The following is a 23,949-nucleotide window of genomic DNA, read 5'->3' as shown; positions in this document are numbered from 1 at the left end:
TCTTTTATTTTTTAGCTTCTAGGTAGTCTGCAATCGCAGCTACGTCCTTGTCTCCACGACCAGAGACATTGATGATGATAATGTCGTCTTTACTTAGTTTCGGTGCACGTTTAACTGCTTCTGCGATGGCATGCGAACTTTCAATCGCTGGGATAATTCCTTCTGTCTTGCTGAGGAGGAGCAAGGCTTGAACAGCTTCTTCGTCTGTCGCAGCGACATATTCCACGCGACCTGAATCTTTAAAGTAAGCGTGTTCTGGGCCAACCCCTGGATAGTCCAAACCAGCTGAGATAGAGTAAACTGGAGCCAGCTCTCCATCTTCCTTAAAGACTGCATAGGTCTTCATACCGTCGACAATTCCGATACTACCTTTTGTCATAGTAGCTGCGTGCTTGTCTGTATCAAGTCCATGACCAGCAGCTTCGACCCCAACCAATTTGACTTCTTCATCAGCCACATACTGCGAAAAAGCACCGATAGCATTGGAACCACCACCTACACAGGCAATAACGTAATCTGGTAAACGACCTTCTTTTTCTAAGATTTGACGGCGAGATTCTTCACTGATGACCTTTTGGAACTCGTGGACAATTGTAGGATAAGGGTGAGGACCTACAGCAGATCCCAGAACATAAAAGGCTTCCAAATCATTCATCCATGCTCCAAAGGCTGCATCAACCGCATCCTTAAGAGTTCGTGTCCCCGTTTCAACTGCGTGAACAGTTGCTCCCATCATCTCCATACGAAAAACATTGAGACGTTGACGTTCCACATCTTCTGCCCCCATGTAGACATCACAGGCCATACCAAACTTGGCTGCAGCAGCTGCAGTCGCAACACCGTGCTGACCAGCTCCTGTTTCCGCGATAACCCGTTTTTTGCCCATACGTTTAGCAAGAAGAATTTGCCCTAAAACGTTGTTGAGCTTGTGAGAACCAAGGTGGTTAAGATCTTCGCGCTTGAGGTAAATCTTAGCTCCACCTAAGTAGTCTGTCAAACTTTCTGCAAAATAGAGCGGTGTTTCGCGACCGGAATAGTCCTTTAAGTAATGGCGAAATTCTGCCAAAAATTCTGGATCATCCTTGTATTTGTCAAAAGTCACTTCCAACTCATCCAACAAAGCCTGAATCGGCTCCGGTACAAAACTACCACCAAATTGTCCAAAATAACCTTTAGTTGTCATAAAAATTTCCTCTTTCTGTATTGGTTCCAAGATATGAAAAAAGCCCACACACAGAATCTACTTCTGCGTGAGGGCGTTGGTAACGCGGTGCCACCTCAATTATAAAGGGACTATCCCCTTTACATCTCTACCTTGTCTAACAACAAGTTGCACTGTAAGGTGTGCGCACCGAACTTTCATTGTTTCAAATTCATTTTTAAAATCAGCCCACTTTCACTACTTCCAACCACCTGTTCACAATCACCACAGGCTCCCTGAAGATCAAAAATAATTACTTTTCTGATTTATTGAACTTATTTTAATACTTTGTTTTTTCTTTGTCAAGACTTTTTTACAATTTTTTTGATGAAGCTAGTACTTTTTCAGAAACTGTTTTGAAAGTCTCAATGATATAGTCCACTTCTTCATCGCTTAATTTAGTGTGAAGAGGGAGCGTAATTTCATTTTCAAAGAAGGCATAAGCCTTAGGATAGTTCGCCATATCAAAACCAAGATTCTTATAGGCTGTCAAAAGCGGAAGCGGTTTGTAGTGGACATTGCTTGCAATTCCTGCTTTAGCTAATTCTTGGATAATAAGATTGCGTTCTTCTAAACTCGCTCCTTCTACATGGGTGATGTAGAGGTGGCGTGAAGATTCGACAGTTTCAGTCTTGTGTGCCAATGGATGGATACGAGAACCTGCAAAACCACGATCATAGCGGTTCACGATCTCCTTACGACGTTCTAGCAAACTTGGGTAGCGGTCCAATTGTACCAAACCAAGGGAAGCCATAATATCGGTCATATTACACTTGTAGGCTGGTGTGACGATATCGTATTCCCATGAACCCAGTTGCATCTTGGCAAGAGCATCCTTAGTTTGCCCGTGAAGGGAAAGAATTTGGAATTCCTTGTACATCTCTTCGTCGTCAATCGCTGGATTGGCTTTCCAAGTGGCACTTCCACCTTCTGCAGTTGTAAAGTTCTTAACGGCGTGGAATGAGAAGGAAGTAAAGTCAGCGATAGAACCAGCTGGTTGCCCTTTATAAGTAGATCCCAAAGCATGGGCACTATCAGAAACAATCACGATACGGTTAAAGGCTTTTTGCCACTTGCTTGAAGCGGTAAAGAGATCACGTTTCTTCTCCACAACTTGGAACAAACGGTCGTAGTCGCAAACAATCCCTGCAAGCTCTACTGGGATGATCACCTTGGTCTTTTCAGTGATAGCTTGCTCAAGCAGGTCATAGTCCATCTCAAACGTATCTGCTTGGATATCCACCATGACAGGAGTTGCTCCCACGTGAGTGATGACACTACATGAAGCTGTATAGGTCATGGCTGGAACGATGACTTCATCACCAGGTCCCACTTCCAAGACGCGCAAAATCAACTCAAGAGCGGCAGTCGCAGAGTTGAGGCAGACGGTCTTAGGTGTCTGTGTATATTGAGACAAGCGACGCTCCAGTTCTTTTGTCTTAGGACCTGTTGTGATCCAACCAGAACGCAGGGTATCCGCTACTTCAGCAATTTCTGCTTCCGTAATATCGGGTGGTGAAAATGGAATATTGTAATTTGGCATTGATTTGCTCCTTTTATCTGTACTCATTTTCTTATGACTACTTTATTTTAGCACTTCAAACACGGTTTGAAACATGATTTTGATGTCTCCAAGGAAACTAAACTCTCGGAGATAGGCGAGGTTATAGCGCATCTTTTCAGGAAGGACGTGTTCGACATAGGCCTGGTCAACTGACAAACCTTTCTCCGTCATTTGACTGATGATGGTGTCCTCATCCTTGTAGTTGATGCTGGCTGGAGAGGTAATCCCTGCTGGTAAAAGCAAAGTCGCCATCATTTCAGGGCTATACTGCTCTGTGTAGCGTGGCACTTCAGGTCGTGTACCGACAAAGGACATCTCACCTTTAAGGACATTGACCAACTGAGGCAGTTCGTCCAAACGGACACGGCGGATGAAATTGCCAACCTTAGTGATGCGGCTATCGTTAGCAGAAGTCACCAGACTTCCTTTTTTATCCGCATCCGTCACCATGGTACGGAACTTCCAAATCTTGAAAGGTCGATTGTACTGGGTCACGCGCTCTTGCTTGTAAATCACTGGCCCCTTGCTATCCAACTTGATCCAAATGCTCAAAATGAGAAAGATGGGAGAGGTCAGAACCAGTACAACCAAGGCCAAAACCCAGTCCAAACAACGCTTGAAAATCAGCGAACCCTTCCTTTTAGAGACAAGCTGGTAGTAAGACTCAACCTCGCTTGATTTCATTTCCACGGGCAAGTCTTCCCATTTCAGCATGCTGTTTCTCCTTTGTTTTTATTATACTATTTGTCAACATTTTTCATTATACCACAAAATGGAAAAGGCGGTGAAAGAAATCTGTAATTTGAAGGATTTCCTTCTTACACTCAATGAAAATCAAAGAGTAAACTAGGAAGCTAGCCGCAGGTGGCTCAAAGTACAGCTTTGAAGTTGCAGATAAAGCTGACATGGTTTGAAGAGATTTTCAAAGAGTATTAGGCCATGGCCCCGGCTTGCAAGCTATACATCTTGTGATAGGTTCCTCCCAATGCCAAGAGTTCCTCATGAGTGCCACTCTCGATAATGCGCCCCTTGTCCAAAACATAGATACAGTTGGCGTCTTGGATAGTAGAAAGACGGTGGGCAATGGCAATGGTTGTCCGCCCCTGTCTCATCTTAGCTAGTGAAGCTTGAACCAAACTTTCTGTTTCAGAGTCAATATTAGCTGTCGCTTCATCCAAAATCAAGATTTTAGGCAGACTGGCGACTGTTCTAGCAAAGGCAAGAAGCTGGCGCTGACCAGTAGAAAAGCTCGAACCACGCTCAGACACAGGAGCATCATAGCCCAGAGGAAGTTCTTGAATAAAGGAATCTGCATCCACGAAGCTAGCTGCAGCCTGTACCTGCTCATCACTAAGATTTTGGTACATGGCGATATTGGATTTGATGGTTCCATGATAGAGGAAGGGATCCTGCAAGACCAGCCCAATATTTTTTCTCAGTTCTTCCTGACTGTAGTTCCTGATATCCACACCATCCAAGAGAACTCGCCCTGACTGAAATTCATAAAAGCGCATGAGGACATTGATAATAGATGATTTCCCTGAACCTGTATGACCTACAAAGGCAATGGTTTCTCCCTTGTTAACCGAAAAGGAAATATCATCCAGAATCGGGTGTTTCCCATCATATGAGAAACATACGTGTTCAAAACGAATATTGCCTTCTTTGATCTCAGCTTGGCTATTTTCTTGAAGGGGCTCATAGTTTCTCTCATCGATTAAGGCAAAAACACGGCCTGCAGAAACCATAGAAGTTTGAAGGGTTGAAAAGTTTTGCGTGACTTCAATCAAGGGGTCAAAGAGGCGATTGATATACTGGATAAAGGCATACATGGTCCCTGCTGTTATTCCCAGATAAAGTCCACGGTAGCCAAAATAAGCCATTAAAACTGCATAGCCTAGGAGTTTCAGCAAACTCATGGCAGGTCTCAAAAAGAGGGCATCCAAGGCTACAGAACGGTTGGCATAGACCAAGTGTTCTTGGTTGATTTCATCAAACTCTGACTGTAGGCGCTTCTCTTGATTAAAGGCCTGAATAATCCTGATTCCCTCGATATTTTCGGCAAGCTTACTATTAATATCCGACAAGAGACTCCTGGTTTTCTCGATAATTTTAACTGACTTTTTCCGATAGAGATTGACCAAAAGGAAAATCAAGGGGAGAAAGAGCAAGACTAATGCTGTCAAACGAAAATCCAACACCAACATGGTATAAAGGGTTATCAGAAAGATGAAAACTGCTGAGATAAAGCTAGATAAAATCCCTGAAAACATATCACTGATGGTCTCGGTGTCATTTGTCAAACGAGAGACGATAGAACCTGCTGGCGTCTTGTCAAAGTAAGACATGCCCAGCTTCTCCATATTGGAAAAGGCATCACGACGAATATCCCTAACAATACTGTATGACACCCGTGCAAAGAGAAGATTACCGACATACTGAACTACAGTTTGTAGGATATAAAGGCCATAGTAGACCAGCAAAACGGTCACAGCGAGTTGGTTGAGATTGCTCAGATACTGGTCAATAAAGTGGGAAGCCACAAGGGGAATGACGCTTTTAATGATCGTAGTCGCTAGGAGAAAACTGAGTGCCAAAAAAGTAAGGAGTCCATAGGGCTTGAGATAAGACATCAAGCGCTTCAATACAGCCCATTGTTCTTGTTTATTCTGCATCTTCTTCTCCTTTCATTTCCAGCTGCTGAGACTGGTAGGTTTGGGCATACCAACCATCCAAGGCTAGTAAGTCTTCATGCCTACCTCGTTCAATGATGCAACCATCCTGCATCACCAAAATCAAATCTGCATGGACAACTGCACTGAGGCGATGAGCTGTGATAATGGTTGTCTTGTCCTTTCGCGTCTCCTTGAGGTTGTCGATAATCGCATACTCCGTCTTGGCATCCACGGCTGACAAGGAATCATCCAAAATCAAGATATCAGGGTCTAAAATCATAGCCCGACTCATGGCCAGACGTTGCTTTTGCCCACCAGAAAGACTGACTCCTTTTTCACCGATAACTGTATCAAATCCCTGAGGCATGTCTACAATATCTTGGTAAACTTGAGCTAGCTTAGTCGCTTCCTCGACTGTAGAAAGGGGCAAGTTAGGATTTCCAAAGCGGATATTGTCTAAGATAGAAGTCGCAAAGAGGAACTGGTCCTGAGGAACATAGCCCATAAGACTACGGAGATCTGTCAGACGATAGTCACGAATATCGTGGCCATTCAGATAAATGGCTCCCTTGTCCACATCGTATTCACGCAAGAGAAGCTTGATCAAGGACGTTTTTCCAGAGCCTGTCTGACCAACTAAGCCCAGAGTTTGCCCTTTTTCTAAACTAAAGTGAATATCCGTCAGTGTTTCCTCATTTTCAAAGGCAAAACGATCAATGGCGTACTCCAAGCATCCATTTTCAATACCCTCTAAAGGAATCTCAGGGTCTTGTACAGGTGATTCCTGAGACAAAAGATTCTCAATCCGCTGGTAAGAAACCTTGCCTCGCTGAGTGATATTAAAGAGGAAACCGATGGCCATAAGAGGCCAGACCAACATATCCAAGTAGCTGATGAAGGTGACTAGATTCCCAACCGTGGTTTGCCCTTTCTGAACCATCAAGGAACCGACCAAGAGCGTTAAAACATAGGAGGAACCAACAAATAAAAGAACCATGGGGTCAAAGAGACTATCGTATTTCATGGTTTGGAGGTTCTTTTGGAAGGTCAATTCATTGACTGCCTGAAAGGACTTCAACTCGTCCGCCTGGTAACCGAAAGACTTGGTCACTTTAATACCTGATACAGACTCCTGTACCTTGTTATTGAGTTCGGAAAAGGCAGCTTGGGATTCGCCAAAGGCCTTGTGGGTCTTTCTCCCTAGACGACTGGTCGCATAAGCCATGAAAGGCAGGGGCAAAATGGCAACTAAGGTCATTTGCCATGAGATGCTAAAAAGCATGGTTAGCAAGGTCACTAAAGCTGTGATGGAGGCATCCACCGCAGACATAACACCGCCGCCTGCCAGACGGGTTAAGGCATTGATATCATTTGTAGCGTGTGCCATCAGGTCTCCCGTTCGATAGGTCTGATAAAAGGCTGGAGACATTTTTGTGAAATGCTCAAATAAGCGAGACCGCATAATCTGCCCCAAACGGTAGGAGGTTCCGAGGATATACATACGCCAAACATAGCGCAGATAATACATCCCAAAGGCTGCAAGGAGCAAGTAAAATAGGTCAAGAAGGAGGTCCTGCTGGGTTAATTGCCCCGATGTGATGGCATCAATGACCCGCCCCATGACCATAGGTGGAATGAGATTGAGGACGGAAACCAAGACCAGGGCCACAATCCCGACTAGATAACGGCGTTTTTCTAACTTGAAAAACCACCAAAGTTTTTGAATAATGGACATAAAATCCCTTTCTGATTGCAAATGGAAACCTGAGGCCAATACTCAATGAAAATCAAAGAGCAAACTAGGAAACTAGCCGCAGGCTGTACTTGAGTACGGCAAGGCGACGTTGACGCAGTTTGAATTTGATTTTTGAAGAGTACAAGACCCCAGGTTTTTCTTATTCATAGGTTACGACTGTAACAGCACCCTTGTCATACTCAGCGATAAAGATGTTGGCTACATTGTCATGCCCTTGCTTGCTGAGATTATCAAGCAGCCACTCTTCGCTACGACCAATCGATTCCAAGACATCGACTTGGATCACACCGTCAGTCACAACTGGATACTTAGGATTTTCATCTCCCATTTGAACCACGATGAGTTGGCCATTTTGTTCTTGCACAGCTCGTTTAACTTGCTTCATCTGGAAAATCCCTTGGCTACGAAGTTTGAGGGCTACATCCGATGCAGACAAGCCAACTGAACGACAGGCTTCTGGGTCAATCTGCCCATTTTTGATGAGGAGAGTTGGTTTCCCATCAATCAAGCGTTTGACAAAGCGAACATTGTTATTGAGCCACTTTAGGGTCAAAACCAAAATCGTCCACATCATCAAAATCACTGTGTATTGCAGGATACTGATTGAACTATTGTAAATTACCCCACCGATGATACCACCAAGAACATAGTTCTGAATTTGGTCTGTCGCAGAGTTAGGTGCTAGGTTCCCCTTTCCTGTCACATTGATAACAAAAACAAGCGAGAAGAGCCCCAAGGCCAGTTTGATTAAAATTTCCATATAATTGAGTGTCATTTGTTTACCTCCACCAATTCAATAGCATCTGTTTGATGCAATTCTAATTTCTCTAAAAGATACTTGTCTGGTTGGCTCCCGTTCATGGCACGATAGACATTTGAACCTACCTTGACAAGCGCTCCATCAGTGGCTGCAGAAGTATTGACATAGACTTCTGATTTATCCACTCCCAAGTCTTTGGAAACAACCTCTATGAAATGAAGGGAGGTTTGAAATTGATTGTTAGAGGCTTGATTGGTCTGGTATTTTGAAATTGTCACTAAAAGCATGGCCACTAAGGTCAAGGCCAAAATCATGACCAATTCCCGAAACTTAGTCCCCTTTTTATCTCGATAGGCCTTAAAGGCAAAAAATCCTGTGATAGCTAGGAGAACAATTCCAAAGCCAATCATGATTCCATTTTGTTGACTGATTTGGCTAAGCACATAGTCATATGAGTAAAATTTCATTTATTTTCACTCCCTTTCATAAAATCATTCTTAATTATAAACGAAAGAGAGTGATTTTTCAAGCCATACGTTGGGGAAATGGACCTTTTTTTGGTATAATAAAATCTATAATCTGAATGAAAAAGGTAACTTTATGAAACTCATCTCATGGAATATTGATTCCCTCAATGCTGCCCTAACTAGTGACTCAACTCGTGCCAAATTGTCCCAAGAAGTACTACAAACTTTGGTCGCTGAAAATGCTGATATCATTGCTATCCAAGAAACCAAGCTTTCTGCCAAGGGTCCTACAAAGAAACACTTGGAAATTTTAGAGGAACTCTTCCCAGGTTACGAAAACACGTGGCGCTCTTCCCAAGAACCTGCCCGTAAAGGCTATGCTGGAACCATGTTCCTCTATAAGAAAGAACTTACGCCAACTATCAGCTTCCCAAAAATCGGTGCCCCTTCTACCATGGACTTGGAAGGTCGTATCATCACTCTAGAATTTGATAAATTTTTCGTTACCCAAGTTTACACACCAAATGCTGGAGATGGACTCAAACGCTTGGAAGAACGTCAAGTCTGGGATGTCAAATATGCTGAGTATTTAGCGGAGTTGGACAAACAAAAACCAGTCCTTGCAACCGGTGACTACAACGTAGCCCACAATGAAATCGACCTTGCAAATCCTGCTAGCAACCGCCGTTCACCTGGATTTACCGACGAGGAACGTGCTGGATTTACCAACCTTTTGGCAACTGGATTTACGGATACCTTCCGCCACATTCACGGCGATGTTCCAGAACGCTACACTTGGTGGGCACAGCGCAGCAAGACTTCTAAAATCAACAATACAGGCTGGAGAATCGACTACTGGCTCACAAGTAACCGCGTGGCTGACAAGGTCACCAAGTCTGATATGATTGACTCCGGTGCGCGCCAAGACCACACACCCATTGTCATGGAGATTGAACTCTAAGGAGAAAGCTAATGGACTATCAAGCTGTCATTCCTGAGTTTGTAGTATCTGACATCGAAAAATCACGCCACTTCTACTGTGACCTGCTAGGATTCTCTGTCGAATACGAGCGTCCAGAGGAGAAATTTCTCTTCCTCTCGCTTGAAGACTGCCAACTTATGCTAGAAGAAGGCAGCGCAGAAGAATTAGCTCAGCTGACCTATCCTTTCGGGCGCGGTGTCAATATTTCCTTTGGTATTGAAGATGTCCCTCAACTCCACCAAAAACTGCTAGAAGCTGACTATCCTATCCATCGTCCCTTAACCAAAAGAAAGTTTCGTGTTGGAGATTACTATATCTATCCTCATGAGTTTGCAGTTTTGGATCCAGATGGCTATTTTTTAAGATTTAGCGAGTAGAATAATAAAGATTTGGAAAAAGTCTTTAAAGTTAAAAAGGCATATTGTCAAGTGTTTAAAAACTTGATAATATGCCTTTTATGATGGAAAAACCTTCTAAATGTTAGCCAATAAGTTAATTCTTGCCCATTTTTATTATATTTGTTCGTTTTTCAAACCAAAACACTAACAAAATATTTGATTTCTAAAGTTATTTAGTGTAAAATAAAAACATTGGCTCAAGCCTATTTGAAATTGAATATCATTTTACTTGTTTATGTCGTGAATTGGCACGATGTTTCTACAAGGTGCCGGAACACCTAACAATAAGTAAGTCAGAAGTGAGGTATGGTCGTTTTTGCCATGCCTATTTTGGGGACTTACTTAGAGATTAAGTAGGTCCTTTTTGAATATTTTTAATATTTCCCTTAAGTAGTGCGGACGGGAGCAACTTCCTTCGGAATTTCATCCCTAATTTTTGAGCCAAAAGTCTCAAAAATTCCGTCATAGACAATAACAAACTTATTGTCTATGATACCACTACAACGGGAAATATTTGATAAGACTCGCTTCGCTCGTACTAGTTTTATCAAATATATAGTACTAGCAAACTGGATCACCATAGAAACATTTAACCAACAAGTAAACTGGCTTTTAGACTTTAGGAGGTCTTATGAAATTATTAGAAGAGCGCATCCTCAAGGATGGGCATATCTTGGGTGACAACATCCTCAAGGTGGATTCCTTTTTAACCCACCAAGTTGACTTTAGCTTGATGCGAGAGATTGGTAAGGTTTTTGCGGAAAAATTTGCTTCTGCTGGCATTACCAAGGTCGTGACCATTGAAGCGTCGGGTATTGCCCCAGCCGTTTTTACAGCTGAAGCCTTAAACGTTCCCATGATTTTCGCCAAAAAAGCTAAGAACATCACTATGAACGAAGGAATCTTAACTGCCGAAGTTTACTCCTTTACCAAGCAGGTAACCAGCACCGTTTCTGTCGCTGGAAAATTCCTCTCACCAGAGGACAAGGTCTTGATTATCGACGATTTCCTTGCTAATGGCCAAGCTGCCAAAGGCTTGATTCAAATCATCGAACAGGCTGGAGCCACAGTCGAAGCTATCGGTATTGTGATTGAAAAATCTTTCCAAGATGGCCGTGATTTGCTTGAAAAAGCAGGCTACCCTGTTCTATCACTCGCTCGTTTGGATCGTTTTGAAAATGGTCAAGTCGTATTTAAGGAGGCAGATCTTTAATGCAAACTCAAGAAAAACATTCGCAAGCAGCCGTTCTTGGTTTGCAGCACTTACTAGCTATGTACTCAGGATCCATCCTGGTTCCCATCATGATTGCGACAGCCCTTGGCTATTCAACTGAGCAGTTAACCTACCTGATTTCCACAGATATCTTCATGTGTGGGGTAGCAACCTTCCTCCAACTCCAACTCAACAAATACTTTGGAATTGGATTACCAGTCGTTCTCGGAGTTGCCTTCCAATCAGTCGCTCCTTTGATTATGATTGGACAAAGCCGTGGTAGTGGTGCTATGTTTGGTGCCCTTATCGCATCAGGGATTTACGTTGTTCTTGTGTCAGGCATCTTCTCAAAAGTAGCTAATCTCTTCCCATCTATCGTAACAGGATCTGTTATTACCACGATTGGTTTAACCTTGATCCCTGTCGCTATTGGAAATATGGGAAATAACGTTCCAGAGCCAACTGGTCAAAGTCTCTTGCTTGCAGCTATCACTGTTTTGATTATCCTCTTGATTAACATCTTTACCAAAGGATTTATCAAGTCTATCTCTATTTTGATTGGTTTGGTTGTTGGAACTGCCATTGCTGCTAGCATGGGTTTGGTGGACTTCTCTCCTGTTGCGGCAGCACCACTTGTCCATGTCCCAACTCCCCTCTACTTTGGGATGCCAACCTTTGAAATCTCATCTATTGTCATGATGTGTATCATCGCAACGGTGTCTATGGTTGAATCGACTGGTGTTTACCTAGCCTTGTCTGATATCACAAAAGACCCAATCGACAGCACGCGCCTGCGCAACGGTTACCGCGCAGAAGGTTTGGCCGTACTTCTCGGAGGAATCTTTAACACCTTCCCGTACACAGGATTTTCACAAAACGTTGGTTTGGTTAAATTATCAGGTATCAAGAAACGCCTGCCAATCTACTACGCAGCTGGTTTCCTCGTTCTCCTTGGACTCCTTCCTAAGTTTGGTGCCCTTGCCCAAATCATTCCGAGCCCTGTCCTCGGTGGTGCCATGCTGGTGATGTTTGGTTTTGTATCGATTCAAGGGATGCAAATCCTCGCCCGTGTTGACTTTGCTAACAATGAACATAACTTCCTTATCGCAGCAGTCTCCATCGCTGCAGGTGTCGGACTCAACAACAGTAATCTCTTTGTCAGCATGCCGACAGCTTTCCAAATGTTCTTCTCAAACGGAATCGTCGTAGCCAGCCTACTAGCCATTGTCCTCAATGCAGTATTAAATCATAAGAAGAAATAAAAAAAAGAGGTTTACACCTCTTTTTTGTTTATCTATATCCTTACCTGTCTGTCTTCTGACCGCTGGCCTGTGACAAACATGGTAAAGGTTGCTTTGCAGACATTTCTGCCCTCTTGATTGGTAATATCCACATCCACCACACAGGTTGTGCGACCTTGATGGACACATTCTCCTTTAATGGTCAGCACATCGTCGAGTTTTCCTGCCTTGAGGTAGTTGATAGAAGATTGGAGTGTCACCCCATCAAGCCCCAGCGAGATAACCACCAAACCACTGATCTGGTCACAGAGAGTAAAGAGATAGCCACCATGAGCATTGCCATAGTAGTTGAGCGACGAGTCCACTACTTTGGTCGTCACCACAACGTGACCATCTCTCATTTTCTCTATTTCGTAATTTTCAAAGGCAGATATAGCGTCAAAATGAAAATCTTTCATCGTTTCCTCCTGATATTTCAAACGACACTATGATACTACTTTTTATAGGACTGTGCAAGGAGAAAGCTCCTAGTCTGGCAAAATTCCGACCTGCTCCACAAAGCGCATAAAGGCTGCCTGTCCTTGTTCTGTCTGCTTGTAACCCCCTGCATCCTCAAGTACACGCGCAAAGATAGCACCAACAGAGTCCTTGACGATTTCAAGGGCTTTTTCTTTATCTGTTAGGTCTGGATATTGGGCTCTAAGTTGGTCAGCCCATTCCTGATGATAATCGGCAACTGTAACAGCTTCTCCTACAAGATAGCTAGCTACTTGCTCCACTTCTGCTTTCAGACGTGGTGGCAAGATAGCCAAGCCCATGACCTCAATCAAGCCGATATTTTCCTTCTTGATATGTTGAACATCCTTGTGGGGATGATAGATGCCATCAGGATGTTCTGCAGAAGTCTGATTGTCTCTCAAGACCAAGTCCAACTCAAATTGTCCATTGCGTTTACGTGCAATTGGTGTGATGGTGTGATGCGGTGTCCCGTCTGTCTCTGCCAAAATCTGCACTACAGGATCTGAATACTGGCGCCATTCTTGCAAAATCTTATCAGCCAAGTTAACCAAAGCCTCTTTAGAATCCGAAGTCAAACGTAGGACAGACATGGGCCACTTGACAATCCCAGCCTTGACCTGCTCAAAACCAGTAAAAGAGAAAGTCTTTTGCAAAGGAGCCAATTCCATAGGAAATACGTGACGGCCTCCCTGATAGTGGTCATGAGTCAGAATAGAGCCACCCACAATCGGCAGATCGGCATTAGAGCCTGCAAAATATCCTGGAAACTGCTCTACGATAGCCAACAGACGTTCAAAGCTCTGACGACTAATGGCCATGGGACGATGCTGACCATCTAAGAAAATACAGTGCTCATTAAAGTAGGCATAAGGCGAATACTGGAAGCCCCACTCCTGACCCGCCATTTCAAAGCGGATAATACGGTGATTGCTGCGAGCTGGGTGGTTGACCCGACCATGGTAGCCCTCATTCTCTAGACACAGCTGACACTGAGGATAATTGCTGGCTTGCACCAACTTGGCTGCTGCAATCTCTTTGGGATCTTTTTCAGGCTTAGAGAGATTGATGGTAATTTCAAGCTCCCCGTAGTCAGATGGAACACGATAAGCGATATTTTTAGCAATGGCCTTGAGCTTGATGTAGTCATTTTTCTGACTGAGTTGGTAAAAATCCTCTATCGCCTGCTCAGGAGAGTGGGCATAGGTTGCCCAGAAATCACGATTGACCTGACTGGGACAAGGGGTCACCAAGTCCATCAGTTCAGCACCAAGGATTTCACGCGCAGTCTGACTATCCTCAATCGTCTCTAATCGAACGGCTTCCTCAACCAGCTGGTCCTTGAGGTCAATCACTTTATCCAGATTTGTCTCAACTTCCAAAACACCATCTCCCACTCGTGCCAAGACACGATTGGTCAGGTAGATTCGATCCATTTCCTCAAATGAACTTTCAGAAATGACATATGTTACAAATTTATCTACTAAGGTCACTATAGAGCCTCCTTTTGACTAGTCAAGGACGCGAGTGCCACCTGCAACTTCAGCGATATAGAAGCTTGGAGCGTATCCAACTACTTCCTCGTAGTGTTTGCCTACAGCTCCCTTAAAGGACTCAACAGTATCTTTTTGAACCAAGGCAATGGCACAGCCACCAAAACCAGCACCTGTCATTCGAGCACCGAGAACACCTTCTTGATCCCAAGCCGTGTGAACCAAGGTATCCAATTCCAAACCAGTTACTTCATAATCATGCTCAAGAGAAACGTGTGACGCATTCATCAAACGACCAAATGTTTCCAAATTACCTGCTTGAAGGGCTGCTTGAGCTTTGAGGGTACGTTGGTTTTCAAGTACGGCATGGCGAGCACGTTTCAAACGATTTTCGTCTTTAATTAGATAGCTGTATTGGTCAAAAGCCCATTCGTCCAATTCACCCAAGGTTTGAATGTCCAAAGCCACTTGTAGTTCTTCTACTGCTTTTTCACACTCAGCACGGCGTTCATTATATTTAGAATCCGCCAATTCACGGCGTTTATTGGTGTTCATGATAACAACGACATTGTCCTTCAAATCAAGTGGCACCAAGTCATACTCTAAGGTGTTGGTATCTAGGTAAATAGCACGTTGGTCAGCTCCCATACCGATAGCAAATTGGTCCATGATACCAGAATTTACTCCGATAAAGTTGTTTTCTGTTTGTTTACCGATTTTAACCAAATCTAAACGGTCTAATTTTAAATCAAAGAGATGCTCTGCCACTACCCCTGTCAAAAGTTCCAAGGATGCTGAAGAAGACAAACCAGCACCATTTGGGATATTCCCATAAACATAAAAATCAAAACCTTTGTCAATCACGTGCCCAGCTTCTTGCAAGAAATGAAGAACTCCTTTTGGATAGTTGGTCCAGTTGTGCTCTTTTTCAAACTTGAGGTCCGCAAGAGGCACTTCGATAATGCCCTTGTCCTCAAAGTTAGCTGAGTAGAAACGCAAAACTTGGTCGTCACGCTTGCGAGCCGCCCCATAAGTTCCCAAGGAAATAGCAGCAGGAAAAACATGCCCACCGTTGTAGTCCGTGTGTTCACCAATCAAATTAATGCGGCCAGGTGAAAAGAAGGTTTGGTCTGCTTCTTGACCAAAAACAGCAAAGAAGTCTTTACGAAGAGCTTCAGCAGTAAGATGTTGTGTCATATGATTTCTCCTTTTACTGTCCGTTAAGTCGTCTTAACGTGTAATCGTTTTCCTCTATTGTATCCAAGGGTTTTCCCAAGGTCAATCCTTTTTACTAAACTTTTACTAAACTATCGGTAAAAGGCAGAAAAATATGATATACTAACTTAAAAGAAGGAGGATTTATGGCTACCTTAAAAGACATTGCACAGCTAGCCTCTGTCTCTATCGCGACCGTATCCCGCGTCCTCAATCGCGACCAGAGCCTATCTGTTACTGAAGAAACCAGACACCGTATTTTAACCGTTGCTGAAGAGCTGGGCTACACCAAGCACCTCAAGACAGACGAGTCCCACAAACCCAAGCAAAAGATTGCCATTATCCAATGGGTCAGCGAACAAGGGGAGCTGGACGACCTCTACTACTACCAGATTCGCCTAGGCATAGAAAAAAGAGCCCAAGAGTTGGACTATGATATCTTGCGCTATTTCAACGACCATCCTTTTACTCTGAGCGAGGAAGTCATTGGGATTCTCTGCATCGGAAAATTTAGCCGAGCTCAGATTTCTGCCTTTGAGGAATACCAAAAGCCTCTTGTCTTTCTAGACAGTGATACTCTTTCACTAGGACATACCTGCATTATCACGGACTTTTACACTGCCATGAAACAGGTTGTCGATTATTTTCTCAGCCAAGGGATGGACCGCATCGGGATTCTAACAGGCCTTGAAGAAACAACTGACCAAGAAGAAATCATTCAGGACAAGCGTCTTGAAAACTTCAGAAACTACAGTCAAACAAAAGGAATCTATCATGATGAACTGGTCTTTCAAGGAAGCTTTACTGCCCAGTCTGGCTATGACTTAATGAAAGAGGCCATTCAGAACTTGGGAGACCAACTCCCGCCAGCATTTTTCGCAGCCAGCGATAGTTTAGCTATCGGTGCCCTCCGTGCCCTCCAAGAAGCTGGAATCAGCCTGCCAGACCGTGTCAGCCTCATTTCCTTTAACGACACTAGTCTGACCAAACAGGTTTATCCTCCCCTCTCCAGCATCACCGTCTATACCGAAGAAATGGGCCGAGCAGGTATGGATATTCTTAACAAGGAAGTGCTCCACGGTCGCAAAATCCCTAGCCTAACCATGTTGGGAACCAGACTGACTCTGAGAGAAAGTACAAGGAATGAATAGGATAACAAAACGACCTCTAGCGAGGTCGCTTTTCTAATGATGATGCCCATGCTTCTGCTCTAATTCTCTCACCCTCCGCTTATGTTGCGCATGATTGCTTTGACTGGTGTCCACTTCGATAGTAATATTCTGCACACCTCTTTCTTCTAAGAGCTGACGTACTTGATTCTTTGTTTCCGTCATCTCCTCCCAATCCTCTAAACAGATATGGATAATAGCATTATTTTCTAGACCATCCATGGACCAAATGCTAAGTTGATTGACACTTTTGACATTGGTCAGAGCCTCCAAATCCTTCTCCAAATCACCTGTCTCTAGTCCTTCTGGCACAGCATCCAGGAAAATCTTGAGTGCGCTCCAAAATCGAGGAATAGCTTTTGTTAGAATGAAGATGGAAATGACAAGCGATAAGAGCGGATCAAGGATATACCAATCTGTAAATCGGAGGATAATCGCCATTAGAATGACAGCCAACCAACCTAGAGTATCTTCCAAAAAGTGCAGGCTCAGAATTGACTCGTTCTTTGTCTTTCCCTTACGAACTACTAGACTAGCTAGCACATTGATACTGACTGCAATGATTCCTAGCCAGAGGACGCCTTCGTCATTAACGGGCTGTGGATTCAAAAGTTTAGTTATATTTTCCAAGATCACTAGAATGGATCCTGTGATAAGAATCACAGCAGTCACTAGGGCCCCTAAAAGACTAAATCGCTTGTAACCCAAGGTGTACTTCCTATCTTCTTCTCGATTTGAGATTGTTTCCAAAAAGGCCGATATGCCAATGGCTATAGCATCTCCCAAGTCATGAACAGAATCAGCGAGAACGGCACTCGAACCAAATATTCCTCCTGCGATAAACTCAACAATAGCATAGCTTAAATTTAAGAAAAAAGCTACCCAAACAGTATATTTTGTCTTCATCTTTCTCATTCCTTTGTTATAATAGATTTATGAATACATTGTTCATTATCATTATCCACTAAAACTCAAAGAAAGGATAGAAGCAAAACGTCAGCTTTATTCATTTCTGAACAATTTGCCTCAAGTGTCCATATGACTACCATTGACCGCCGTATCAGCAAAACAAAAAAAGCCATCTATCAAGCTTTTCTACAACTTTTAAACGATAAGGGTTACGAAGCCACTACAGTTCAGGATATCATTGATCTCGCAGATGTGGGACGATCCACCTTTTACTGTCACTATGAGAGTAAGGAACTACTTCTGGACGCGCTTTGCCGCCACCTCTTCCATCATCTCTTTGAAAGAGAGCAACCCATTTCAACTGAGGACTACCTCGCCCACCTCTTTCTCCATTTTCAGAAAAACCAAGACCATATCACCAGTTTACTATTCTCCAAGAATGACTACTTCCTCCGTCAACTCCGGAGAGAGCTGGAGCACCACGTCTATCCCATGCTAACTGATGAGTTTAAAGAAGCACACCCAAGTCTGCCTGCTTCTTACCTCCAACACTTAGTCGTGTCCAACTTTATCGAGACATTGACCTGGTGGCTCAAAAAAGGACAAGACTTTACAGACCAAGAAGTTGTGCAGTTTTATCTAGACCTTCTCATTCCTAAAAATTGAATACAGATTAAAGCTCGGTTGCCTTATTTCTAGGCTACTGAGTTTTTTATCTTTTCAATAATCAAAAAAGCCCAGACGACATTGTCTGAGCGTTCTTCTATATTGTCGTTTAACCAAGTTGAGTTTAGCTTTTCAAGCTATTTCTTCAACAAACCTTGTTCTTGTAGAAACTCCTTGGCTACTTGTTCTGCTGACTTGCCTTCAACACCGACTTGGTAGTTGAGCTGGCTCATCTGGCTTTCAGTAATTTTACCAGCCAATTTATTGAGAACTGTTTCCAACTCTGGATGTTTCTTGAGAAGAGCTTCTTTCATCAGTGGAGCTCCTTGATAAGGTGGGAAGAGTTGCTTGTCATCTTCCAAGACCTGCAAATCATAACGCGCCAATTCCGCATCAGTCGAATAGGCGTCCGTGATTTGAATATCACCTGACTGAATAGCCTGATAGCGAAGGGCTGGTTCCATGGTAGCTACATTGAGATTGAGACCATACATTGATTGTAAGCCCTTATTTCCATCTTCACGGTCATTAAATTCGAGTGTAAATCCAGCCTTCAACTGCCCTTCCACTTTTTTCAAGTCCGAAATGGTCTTCAAGCCATATTCTTGAGCAATCTTTTTTGGAACAGCTACAGCATAGGTATTTTGATAAGACATGGGTTTGAGATAGGCTAGATGATCCTGTTTGGCAATACCATCACGCGCCACCTGATAAACCTGCTCTGGCTCATGACTCACTTTAGGTGATGGTTGCAGCAAACTTTCAGTCACCGTACCAGTAAATTCAGGATAGATGTCAATATCGCCTTTTTTCAAAGCTTCATAAAGAAAGCTTGTTTTCCCAAAATTCGGTTTAACAGTCGCAGTCATGCTGGTATTTTCTTCAATAAGGAGTTTATACATATTGGCCAAAATTTCTGGTTCCGGTCCCAATTTCCCAGCAATAACCAAGTTTTCTTTCTCTTTTTGAGCCAAAAGAGCTGGACTATAAGACAAACCAAGCAATATGGTCACCAAGGCAAAACCAGAGAAAATCGTCCGCAATTTTGCCTTTTCCATCACTTTTAGTAGGAAGTTAAAGGCAATGGCAAGCACTGCGGAAGAAAGTGCCCCAATCAAAATCAGACTGGCATTATTACGGTCAATTCCCAAAAGGATAAAGGAACCCAGTCCCCCTGCACCAATCAAGGCCGCCAAGGTTGCCGTACCGATAATCAAGACCGCTGCCGTCCGAATCCCAGACATCATAACAGGCATAGCAAGTGGAATTTCAAACTTCTTGAGACGCTCCCACCTAGTCATCCCAAAGGCAATCCCAGCCTCTTGTAGACTTGGATCAATTCCCTTGAGTCCAGTGATGGTATTTTGTAAAATCGGAAAGATCGCATAAATCACTAGAGCTGTCAAAGCCGGCAAGGTTCCAATTCCCATCAAGGGAATAAAGAGCCCTAACAAGGCCAGAGACGGGATGGTCTGGAAAATCCCTGCAATCTGTAAGACCCAATCCGCTAACTTCTCATGATAGCGAAGATAAACAGCCAAGGGAATCGCTATAAAGATGGCCAGCAACAAGGTCAAAAGTGACAACTGCAAATGTTGAGATAGAGCTGTCAACCAATCACTAAAACGATCCTGAAAAGTTGCAATTAAATTAGTCATGAACACTACCTCCAAACAAGTCTGCTACAAATTCTGTGGCAGGTGCTTTTAAAATTGTCTCAGGATTCGCTACCTGGCGAATCTCTCCATCCTGCAAGACAGCAATACGGTCCGCCAACTTCAAGGCCTCATCCGTATCATGGGTCACAAAAATCGTTGTCATCCCAAACTCTTTATGCAATTCTTTAGTCAGAACCTGCAACTGTTTTCTCGAAATAGCATCCAAGGCTGAAAAGGGTTCATCCATGAGGAGAATCTTAGGCTGACCAATCATAGCACGAACAATACCGACCCGTTGCTGTTCCCCACCAGATAATTCACTCGGAAGTCGATGCCCATACTCAGCTACTGGCAAGCCAACCTTAGCCAAAAGCTCTTCTGTTTTCTGAGCAATATCTTCCTTGCTCCACCCCTTCATCTCAGGAATCAGGGCGATATTTTCCGCAACCGTTAGATTCGGAAACAGAGCAATGGCCTGTAAAACATAACCAGTAGAAAGGCGAAGTTCACGCTCATCATAGTCTTTGATGCGCTTGCCATCCATATAAATATTTCCATCAGTTGGTTCCAAGAGACGGTTAATCATCTTGATCATGGTCGTCTTACCTGAGCCAGATGGACCAACTAAAACCATAAATTCCCCATTCTCAATCCGTAAATTTACATCTCTTAAGACATCTTTTTCTGTGTAGCGTAGCGCTACATTCTTGTATTCAATCATTCTGTATCCTCAATTTAAAACTTTCCTCTATTGGTCAAGTCTTCTACCTTAGGCATGACTTCCTTATTGTCCCAATGTTCCACAATTTTCCCGTTTTCTAGATGGAAGATATGGTACTGGGCATAAGCAACTCCATCAATCTGAGTCTGACCATAGCTAACCACATAGTTTCCTTGTCCTAAGAGTTGGAAAACAAATTCAAAAGTGGCATTTGCTTATAAACAGCTAATTTGCTATATTCTAAACCTCATTTTCCTCCTCTTTCAGATTAGCCAAAATTCTTTCTCGAAAACCTTCAAATTGGCGAATTTCTTCCTCGGTGAATCCTTTGTAAAAGATCGTATCCAATTTCTGACTGACACGATGCCCCACTTCTTTCTGAGACTGCCCCAACTCTGTTAAAACCAAATACTTCTTACGCTTATCTTCTCCACATGGACTAATAGCTACAAGATTTTGTTCCTCTAGTTTTTTAATCATCGTCGTCAGTGTATTGTTAGCAAGCCCAGTTGCCAGAGCAATATCTGTCGCAGTTGCGCAGCCAGTTTCACTATTCCATAAAACCGCTAAAATCTTCCCCTGTTCACTCCGATAAAGAGCTTCAGGATCTTGGCTCAGTAACTTTTGAAAAATTCTCCCATTCAACAAACGAATATGATGGGCTAGCAAATGACTATCTTTCATGACACCTCCAATTTATTTCGATATCGAAACGAATGAAATAATTGTAACACCTGTCATTCCATCTGTCAACTATTTCGATTTAGAAATAATTTTTCCCAGTAAAAAAACCTCCTACCCAAGGTAGAAGATTTCAATCTTATAAAACTTAATCCGTCATGTCCGATACCAACGTTCGATGCTCCAATGGAATACTGCACATAACTAGCAAGAAAATGAAGCCTGACTGGATCCAGAAGAGAGCCAAGTCAAAGATTCCGTGCACAGCAACCACTGTAAGGAAAGAGAGATAAAGGCCGATAATCGGACGTTTCCCCGACTCCTGACTCATATCCATCATCAAGCGAACAGGAGCCACAGAAGACAAAACTAGTAAAATAGTCCCTACAATTCCGTAACTCAGAATCGTATCAATATAAAGACTGTGAGCATGTTCATGATAAGGAGCATTTATCCGAGGATACGAGTGCATGTAGGTCAATGGCCCTTCACCCCAAAAAGGATTTTGCTTAAACAAGGCCATCCCAGCATCCCAGATAGAAATGCGTTCTTCCATAGAAGAGTCTAAAGTCCCCATCCGAACTCCCAAATCACTAGAAAAGAGGAAGCTCAAGCCAATCGCAAAGACCCCAATACTAAGCCAAAAGGCCTTCCAGTTTTTAATGGTCGTAAAGAGATAGATAATGGCACCAGCGATAATAGCAGGAAAGGCAGTTCGATTTTGCGTAAAGTTCAAACCAAAGAGATTCACAAAGCCTGCAATCACACAGAATACTTTCAACCAATTCAACTTGGTCGTTGTAAACAGATAGAAGGCAATCATGATACAGAAACAACAAATAATTCCATAATAATTAGGATTAAAGAAGGTCACTTCTGCACGATTCTGATGCCACACCTGCATGTTAGGTGAAAGAAAAGCATAGTTGAATTTCTTCACAATTTGGAAATGTTCTAAACTCGCAAAAGCAGCTGACAAAACGCTACCAAACAAGACGAGCTGCAAAATCAATCGAAAGAATTTATGTGATAAAATCGACTGATAATGCAAAAAGAAAACAGTAAATAGAAAAATTCCTACTGAGGCCACAACTCCCATCCAATTTTGTGCAAAAACGGATATAACAGTACTATAGCCAAGAAAAAGAAGTAGCATCGGATGCTCCCCCATTTTCTGAAGAATACTTTTCATGTCTCCTGTGAAAATTAAACTGATAATATATAAACAGAATACAACTACAAAAAGATAAAAGGGTAAAAAGATACTCAGGATAATTCCCAATAAAATCAGCTCTTTACTAGACAACCCTTTCAGCTTTTCAATAAAGCCTATTGATTTCAAAATGAATCCTTTCTCTCCAAATCAGTTGATTCAGATAATAGTAAGCTACCCTTTATTGTACCACTTTTTTAGCAATTTGAAAACAAAGGAAACGTTTACTAGGTAAAAAAGGGAGCAAAAATACTGATATTTCAAAACTCAAACTTAATGACTAGATTTACTATAAGGAAATCATACCGTAAAGACTAGGTATATGTTAAAATAGTAGTAATATAATAAAGTTTTGACCAACTATCCAAACTATATTTAAATCATTTACAATTGCTAAAGAAAGGAAACAATATGAAATCCTACCAAGCCGTCTACCAAATTCTAACTAAAGAAACCGACTATGTCAGCGGAGAAAAAATCGCAGAAGAACTATCACTGACCCGAACATCAATTTGGAAAGCCATCAAGCGTTTAGAACAAGAAGGCATTGAAATTGATAGTATCAAAAACAAAGGCTATAAACTGGTGAATGGGGATCTTATTCTTCCAGAACTTCTAGAACAAAATCTTCCAATTAAAATCAGTTTTAAACCCGAAACAAGATCAACACAACTCGATGCAAAAGAAGCAATTGATTTAGGAAATGAAGCAAACACCCTCTATCTAGCTTCCTATCAAACAGCTGGCCGAGGCCGTTTTCAACGTTCTTTCTACTCACCCCAAGGTGGCATTTATATGACACTCCATCTCAAACCAAATCTTCCCTATGACCAATTACCATCCTACACACTACTTGTAGCAGGAGCTATCTACAAAGCCATTAAGAACCTAACTTTAATAGATGTCGACATAAAATGGGTCAATGATATCTACCTCAAAAATCATAAAATTGGAGGAATCCTCACTGAGGCAATGACGTCAGTAGAAACTGGCTTAGTCACAGATATCATTATTGGAGTAGGAATCAACTTTACTATCAAAGACTTCCCTCAAGAATTGAAAGAAAAAGCTGCTAGTTTATTCAAAGCTCCAGCACCTATTACCAGAAATGAATTAATCATAGAAATCTGGCGTTCTTTCTTCAAAACGCCAGCAGATGAGTTATTATACCTATATAAAAAACAGTCATTCGTTCTAGGAAAAGAAGTGACTTTCACACTAGATCAAAAAGACCACAAGGGACTTGCTAAAGATATCTCTGAAAGTGGAAAACTTTTAGTTCAATGTGATAACGGAAAAGAAATCTGGCTCAATAGCGGAGAAATTTCACTCAAGAGTTGGAAGTAGTAATAAACAAGCACAACCATAAAATCAGGCTCTATAATATTTGTAGTGGGTAAATCTCCTATAAATATTATGGAGCCTATTTTTGTGTAGAAAAAAAGTCCCAT

At 42.6% G+C, this 23,949-nt stretch carries 22 protein-coding genes, 1 pseudogene, 1 riboswitch and 2 other annotated features (1 of these 26 only partly in view); of the genes and pseudogenes, 7 read left to right on the top strand and 16 right to left on the bottom strand.

Annotated elements, in window-relative coordinates; genetic code table 11:
- Positions 1-8, bottom strand: a binding site (T-box leader); it reaches 218 nt to the left of the window's first position.
- The 7 genes from trpB to M1F55_RS07420 all read right to left on the bottom strand — a co-directional run bounded on the left by trpB (position 5) and on the right by M1F55_RS07420 (position 8,423).
- On the bottom strand, positions 5-1,183 hold the full coding sequence (trpB, locus tag M1F55_RS07450; RefSeq protein WP_247947601.1) for a tryptophan synthase subunit beta: 1,179 nt from the start codon (positions 1,181-1,183) through the stop codon (positions 5-7). Its footprint overlaps the feature before it by 4 nt.
- Before the next feature lie 66 nt (positions 1,184-1,249).
- Positions 1,250-1,480: a binding site (T-box leader), on the bottom strand.
- A gap of 34 nt (positions 1,481-1,514) precedes the next feature.
- On the bottom strand, positions 1,515-2,744 hold the full coding sequence (locus tag M1F55_RS07445; RefSeq protein WP_020903539.1) for a DegT/DnrJ/EryC1/StrS family aminotransferase: 1,230 nt from the start codon (positions 2,742-2,744) through the stop codon (positions 1,515-1,517).
- Positions 2,745-2,786: 42 nt separating this feature from the next.
- Positions 2,787-3,479 carry a sugar transferase gene (locus tag M1F55_RS07440; protein ID WP_000922210.1) on the bottom strand — a complete coding sequence of 231 codons (693 nt, stop codon included), beginning with the start codon at positions 3,477-3,479 and terminating at the stop codon, positions 2,787-2,789.
- 218 nt (positions 3,480-3,697) lie between these two features.
- Positions 3,698-5,440, bottom strand: coding sequence for an ABC transporter ATP-binding protein (locus M1F55_RS07435; protein ID WP_247947600.1), 1,743 nt, complete (start codon positions 5,438-5,440; stop codon positions 3,698-3,700).
- A complete protein-coding gene (locus M1F55_RS07430) occupies positions 5,430-7,175 on the bottom strand; it encodes an ABC transporter ATP-binding protein (RefSeq protein ID WP_049516402.1) in 1,746 nt (581 codons plus the stop codon). The genes M1F55_RS07435 and M1F55_RS07430 overlap by 11 nt, the downstream gene beginning before the upstream one ends.
- Before the next feature lie 160 nt (positions 7,176-7,335).
- Positions 7,336-7,971, bottom strand: a complete 636-nt coding sequence (locus M1F55_RS07425; RefSeq protein ID WP_020901636.1) for a DUF421 domain-containing protein — start codon at positions 7,969-7,971, stop codon at positions 7,336-7,338.
- Positions 7,968-8,423, bottom strand: coding sequence for a DUF3290 family protein (locus tag M1F55_RS07420; protein WP_020900359.1), 456 nt, complete (start codon positions 8,421-8,423; stop codon positions 7,968-7,970). The genes M1F55_RS07425 and M1F55_RS07420 overlap by 4 nt, the downstream gene beginning before the upstream one ends.
- Positions 8,424-8,556: 133 nt before the next feature.
- On the opposite strand from M1F55_RS07420, the gene M1F55_RS07415 reads away from it, so the two are divergent.
- From M1F55_RS07415 to M1F55_RS07400, 4 genes are all read left to right on the top strand, one after another.
- The gene (locus tag M1F55_RS07415) at positions 8,557-9,384 is read left to right on the top strand and encodes an exodeoxyribonuclease III (RefSeq protein ID WP_247947599.1); all 828 of its coding nucleotides are present in this window, start codon (positions 8,557-8,559) and stop codon (positions 9,382-9,384) included.
- Positions 9,385-9,395: 11 nt separating this feature from the next.
- Complete coding sequence (locus tag M1F55_RS07410) at positions 9,396-9,782, top strand: bleomycin resistance protein (protein ID WP_247947598.1); 387 nt, start codon at positions 9,396-9,398, stop codon at positions 9,780-9,782.
- Positions 9,783-10,012: 230 nt separating this feature from the next.
- A riboswitch (purine riboswitch) is annotated at positions 10,013-10,108 on the top strand.
- Positions 10,109-10,434: 326 nt separating this feature from the next.
- Positions 10,435-11,016, top strand: coding sequence for a xanthine phosphoribosyltransferase (locus tag M1F55_RS07405; RefSeq protein WP_033684819.1), 582 nt, complete (start codon positions 10,435-10,437; stop codon positions 11,014-11,016).
- Complete coding sequence (locus M1F55_RS07400; protein WP_247947597.1) at positions 11,016-12,278, top strand: nucleobase:cation symporter-2 family protein; 1,263 nt, start codon at positions 11,016-11,018, stop codon at positions 12,276-12,278. Before M1F55_RS07405 ends, M1F55_RS07400 begins: the two co-directional genes overlap by 1 nt.
- Positions 12,279-12,310: 32 nt before the next feature.
- Here M1F55_RS07400 and M1F55_RS07395 read toward each other — a convergent pair whose 3' ends face one another.
- The 3 genes from M1F55_RS07395 to M1F55_RS07385 all read right to left on the bottom strand — a co-directional run bounded on the left by M1F55_RS07395 (position 12,311) and on the right by M1F55_RS07385 (position 15,463).
- Positions 12,311-12,715, bottom strand: a complete 405-nt coding sequence (locus tag M1F55_RS07395; RefSeq protein WP_000651198.1) for a PaaI family thioesterase — start codon at positions 12,713-12,715, stop codon at positions 12,311-12,313.
- A gap of 69 nt (positions 12,716-12,784) precedes the next feature.
- On the bottom strand, positions 12,785-14,266 hold the full coding sequence (locus M1F55_RS07390) for a UDP-glucose--hexose-1-phosphate uridylyltransferase (RefSeq protein ID WP_247947596.1): 1,482 nt from the start codon (positions 14,264-14,266) through the stop codon (positions 12,785-12,787).
- Between the two features lie 18 nt (positions 14,267-14,284).
- Complete coding sequence (locus tag M1F55_RS07385; RefSeq protein WP_153226740.1) at positions 14,285-15,463, bottom strand: galactokinase; 1,179 nt, start codon at positions 15,461-15,463, stop codon at positions 14,285-14,287.
- A gap of 164 nt (positions 15,464-15,627) precedes the next feature.
- Here M1F55_RS07385 and galR point away from each other — a divergent pair, with 164 nt between their 5' ends.
- Positions 15,628-16,632: a LacI family DNA-binding transcriptional regulator gene (gene galR / locus M1F55_RS07380; RefSeq protein ID WP_247947595.1), complete on the top strand. Its 1,005-nt coding sequence runs from the start codon at positions 15,628-15,630 to the stop codon at positions 16,630-16,632.
- Positions 16,633-16,665: 33 nt separating this feature from the next.
- On the opposite strand, the gene M1F55_RS07375 is transcribed toward galR, so the two are convergent.
- Positions 16,666-17,556, bottom strand: a complete 891-nt coding sequence (locus M1F55_RS07375; RefSeq protein ID WP_247947594.1) for a cation diffusion facilitator family transporter — start codon at positions 17,554-17,556, stop codon at positions 16,666-16,668.
- 132 nt (positions 17,557-17,688) lie between these two features.
- On the opposite strand from M1F55_RS07375, the gene M1F55_RS07370 reads away from it, so the two are divergent.
- The gene (locus M1F55_RS07370) at positions 17,689-18,225 is read left to right on the top strand and encodes a TetR/AcrR family transcriptional regulator (protein WP_000207362.1); all 537 of its coding nucleotides are present in this window, start codon (positions 17,689-17,691) and stop codon (positions 18,223-18,225) included.
- A gap of 137 nt (positions 18,226-18,362) precedes the next feature.
- Here the strand turns inward: M1F55_RS07370 and M1F55_RS07365 are convergent, their stop codons facing one another.
- The 5 genes and pseudogenes from M1F55_RS07365 to M1F55_RS07345 all read right to left on the bottom strand — a co-directional run bounded on the left by M1F55_RS07365 (position 18,363) and on the right by M1F55_RS07345 (position 22,627).
- Positions 18,363-19,883, bottom strand: coding sequence for an ABC transporter permease/substrate-binding protein (locus tag M1F55_RS07365; RefSeq protein ID WP_033684815.1), 1,521 nt, complete (start codon positions 19,881-19,883; stop codon positions 18,363-18,365).
- Entirely contained in the window at positions 19,876-20,604 is a 729-nt protein-coding gene (locus M1F55_RS07360; RefSeq protein WP_247947593.1) for an ATP-binding cassette domain-containing protein, read from the bottom strand. The genes M1F55_RS07365 and M1F55_RS07360 overlap by 8 nt, the downstream gene beginning before the upstream one ends.
- Before the next feature lie 14 nt (positions 20,605-20,618).
- Positions 20,619-20,816, bottom strand: a pseudogene (locus M1F55_RS07355) (nuclear transport factor 2 family protein); the annotation flags it as partial.
- A 28-nt stretch (positions 20,817-20,844) separates the two neighbouring features.
- The gene (locus tag M1F55_RS07350) at positions 20,845-21,288 is read right to left on the bottom strand and encodes a MarR family winged helix-turn-helix transcriptional regulator (RefSeq protein ID WP_023946036.1); all 444 of its coding nucleotides are present in this window, start codon (positions 21,286-21,288) and stop codon (positions 20,845-20,847) included.
- Positions 21,289-21,433: 145 nt separating this feature from the next.
- The gene (locus tag M1F55_RS07345) at positions 21,434-22,627 is read right to left on the bottom strand and encodes an O-antigen ligase family protein (protein WP_064275733.1); all 1,194 of its coding nucleotides are present in this window, start codon (positions 22,625-22,627) and stop codon (positions 21,434-21,436) included.
- 282 nt (positions 22,628-22,909) lie between these two features.
- Between M1F55_RS07345 and birA the strand changes: the two genes are divergently transcribed.
- Positions 22,910-23,845, top strand: a complete 936-nt coding sequence (gene birA / locus M1F55_RS07340) for a bifunctional biotin--[acetyl-CoA-carboxylase] ligase/biotin operon repressor BirA (protein ID WP_023946033.1) — start codon at positions 22,910-22,912, stop codon at positions 23,843-23,845.
- Positions 23,846-23,949: the final 104 nt, after the last annotated feature.

It is taken from the genome of Streptococcus mitis (assembly GCF_023109235.1).
In the GTDB taxonomy this organism is placed as follows: Bacteria; Bacillota; Bacilli; order Lactobacillales; family Streptococcaceae; genus Streptococcus; species Streptococcus mitis_DA.
This window is presented reverse-complemented; position numbering and strand designations above follow the sequence as displayed.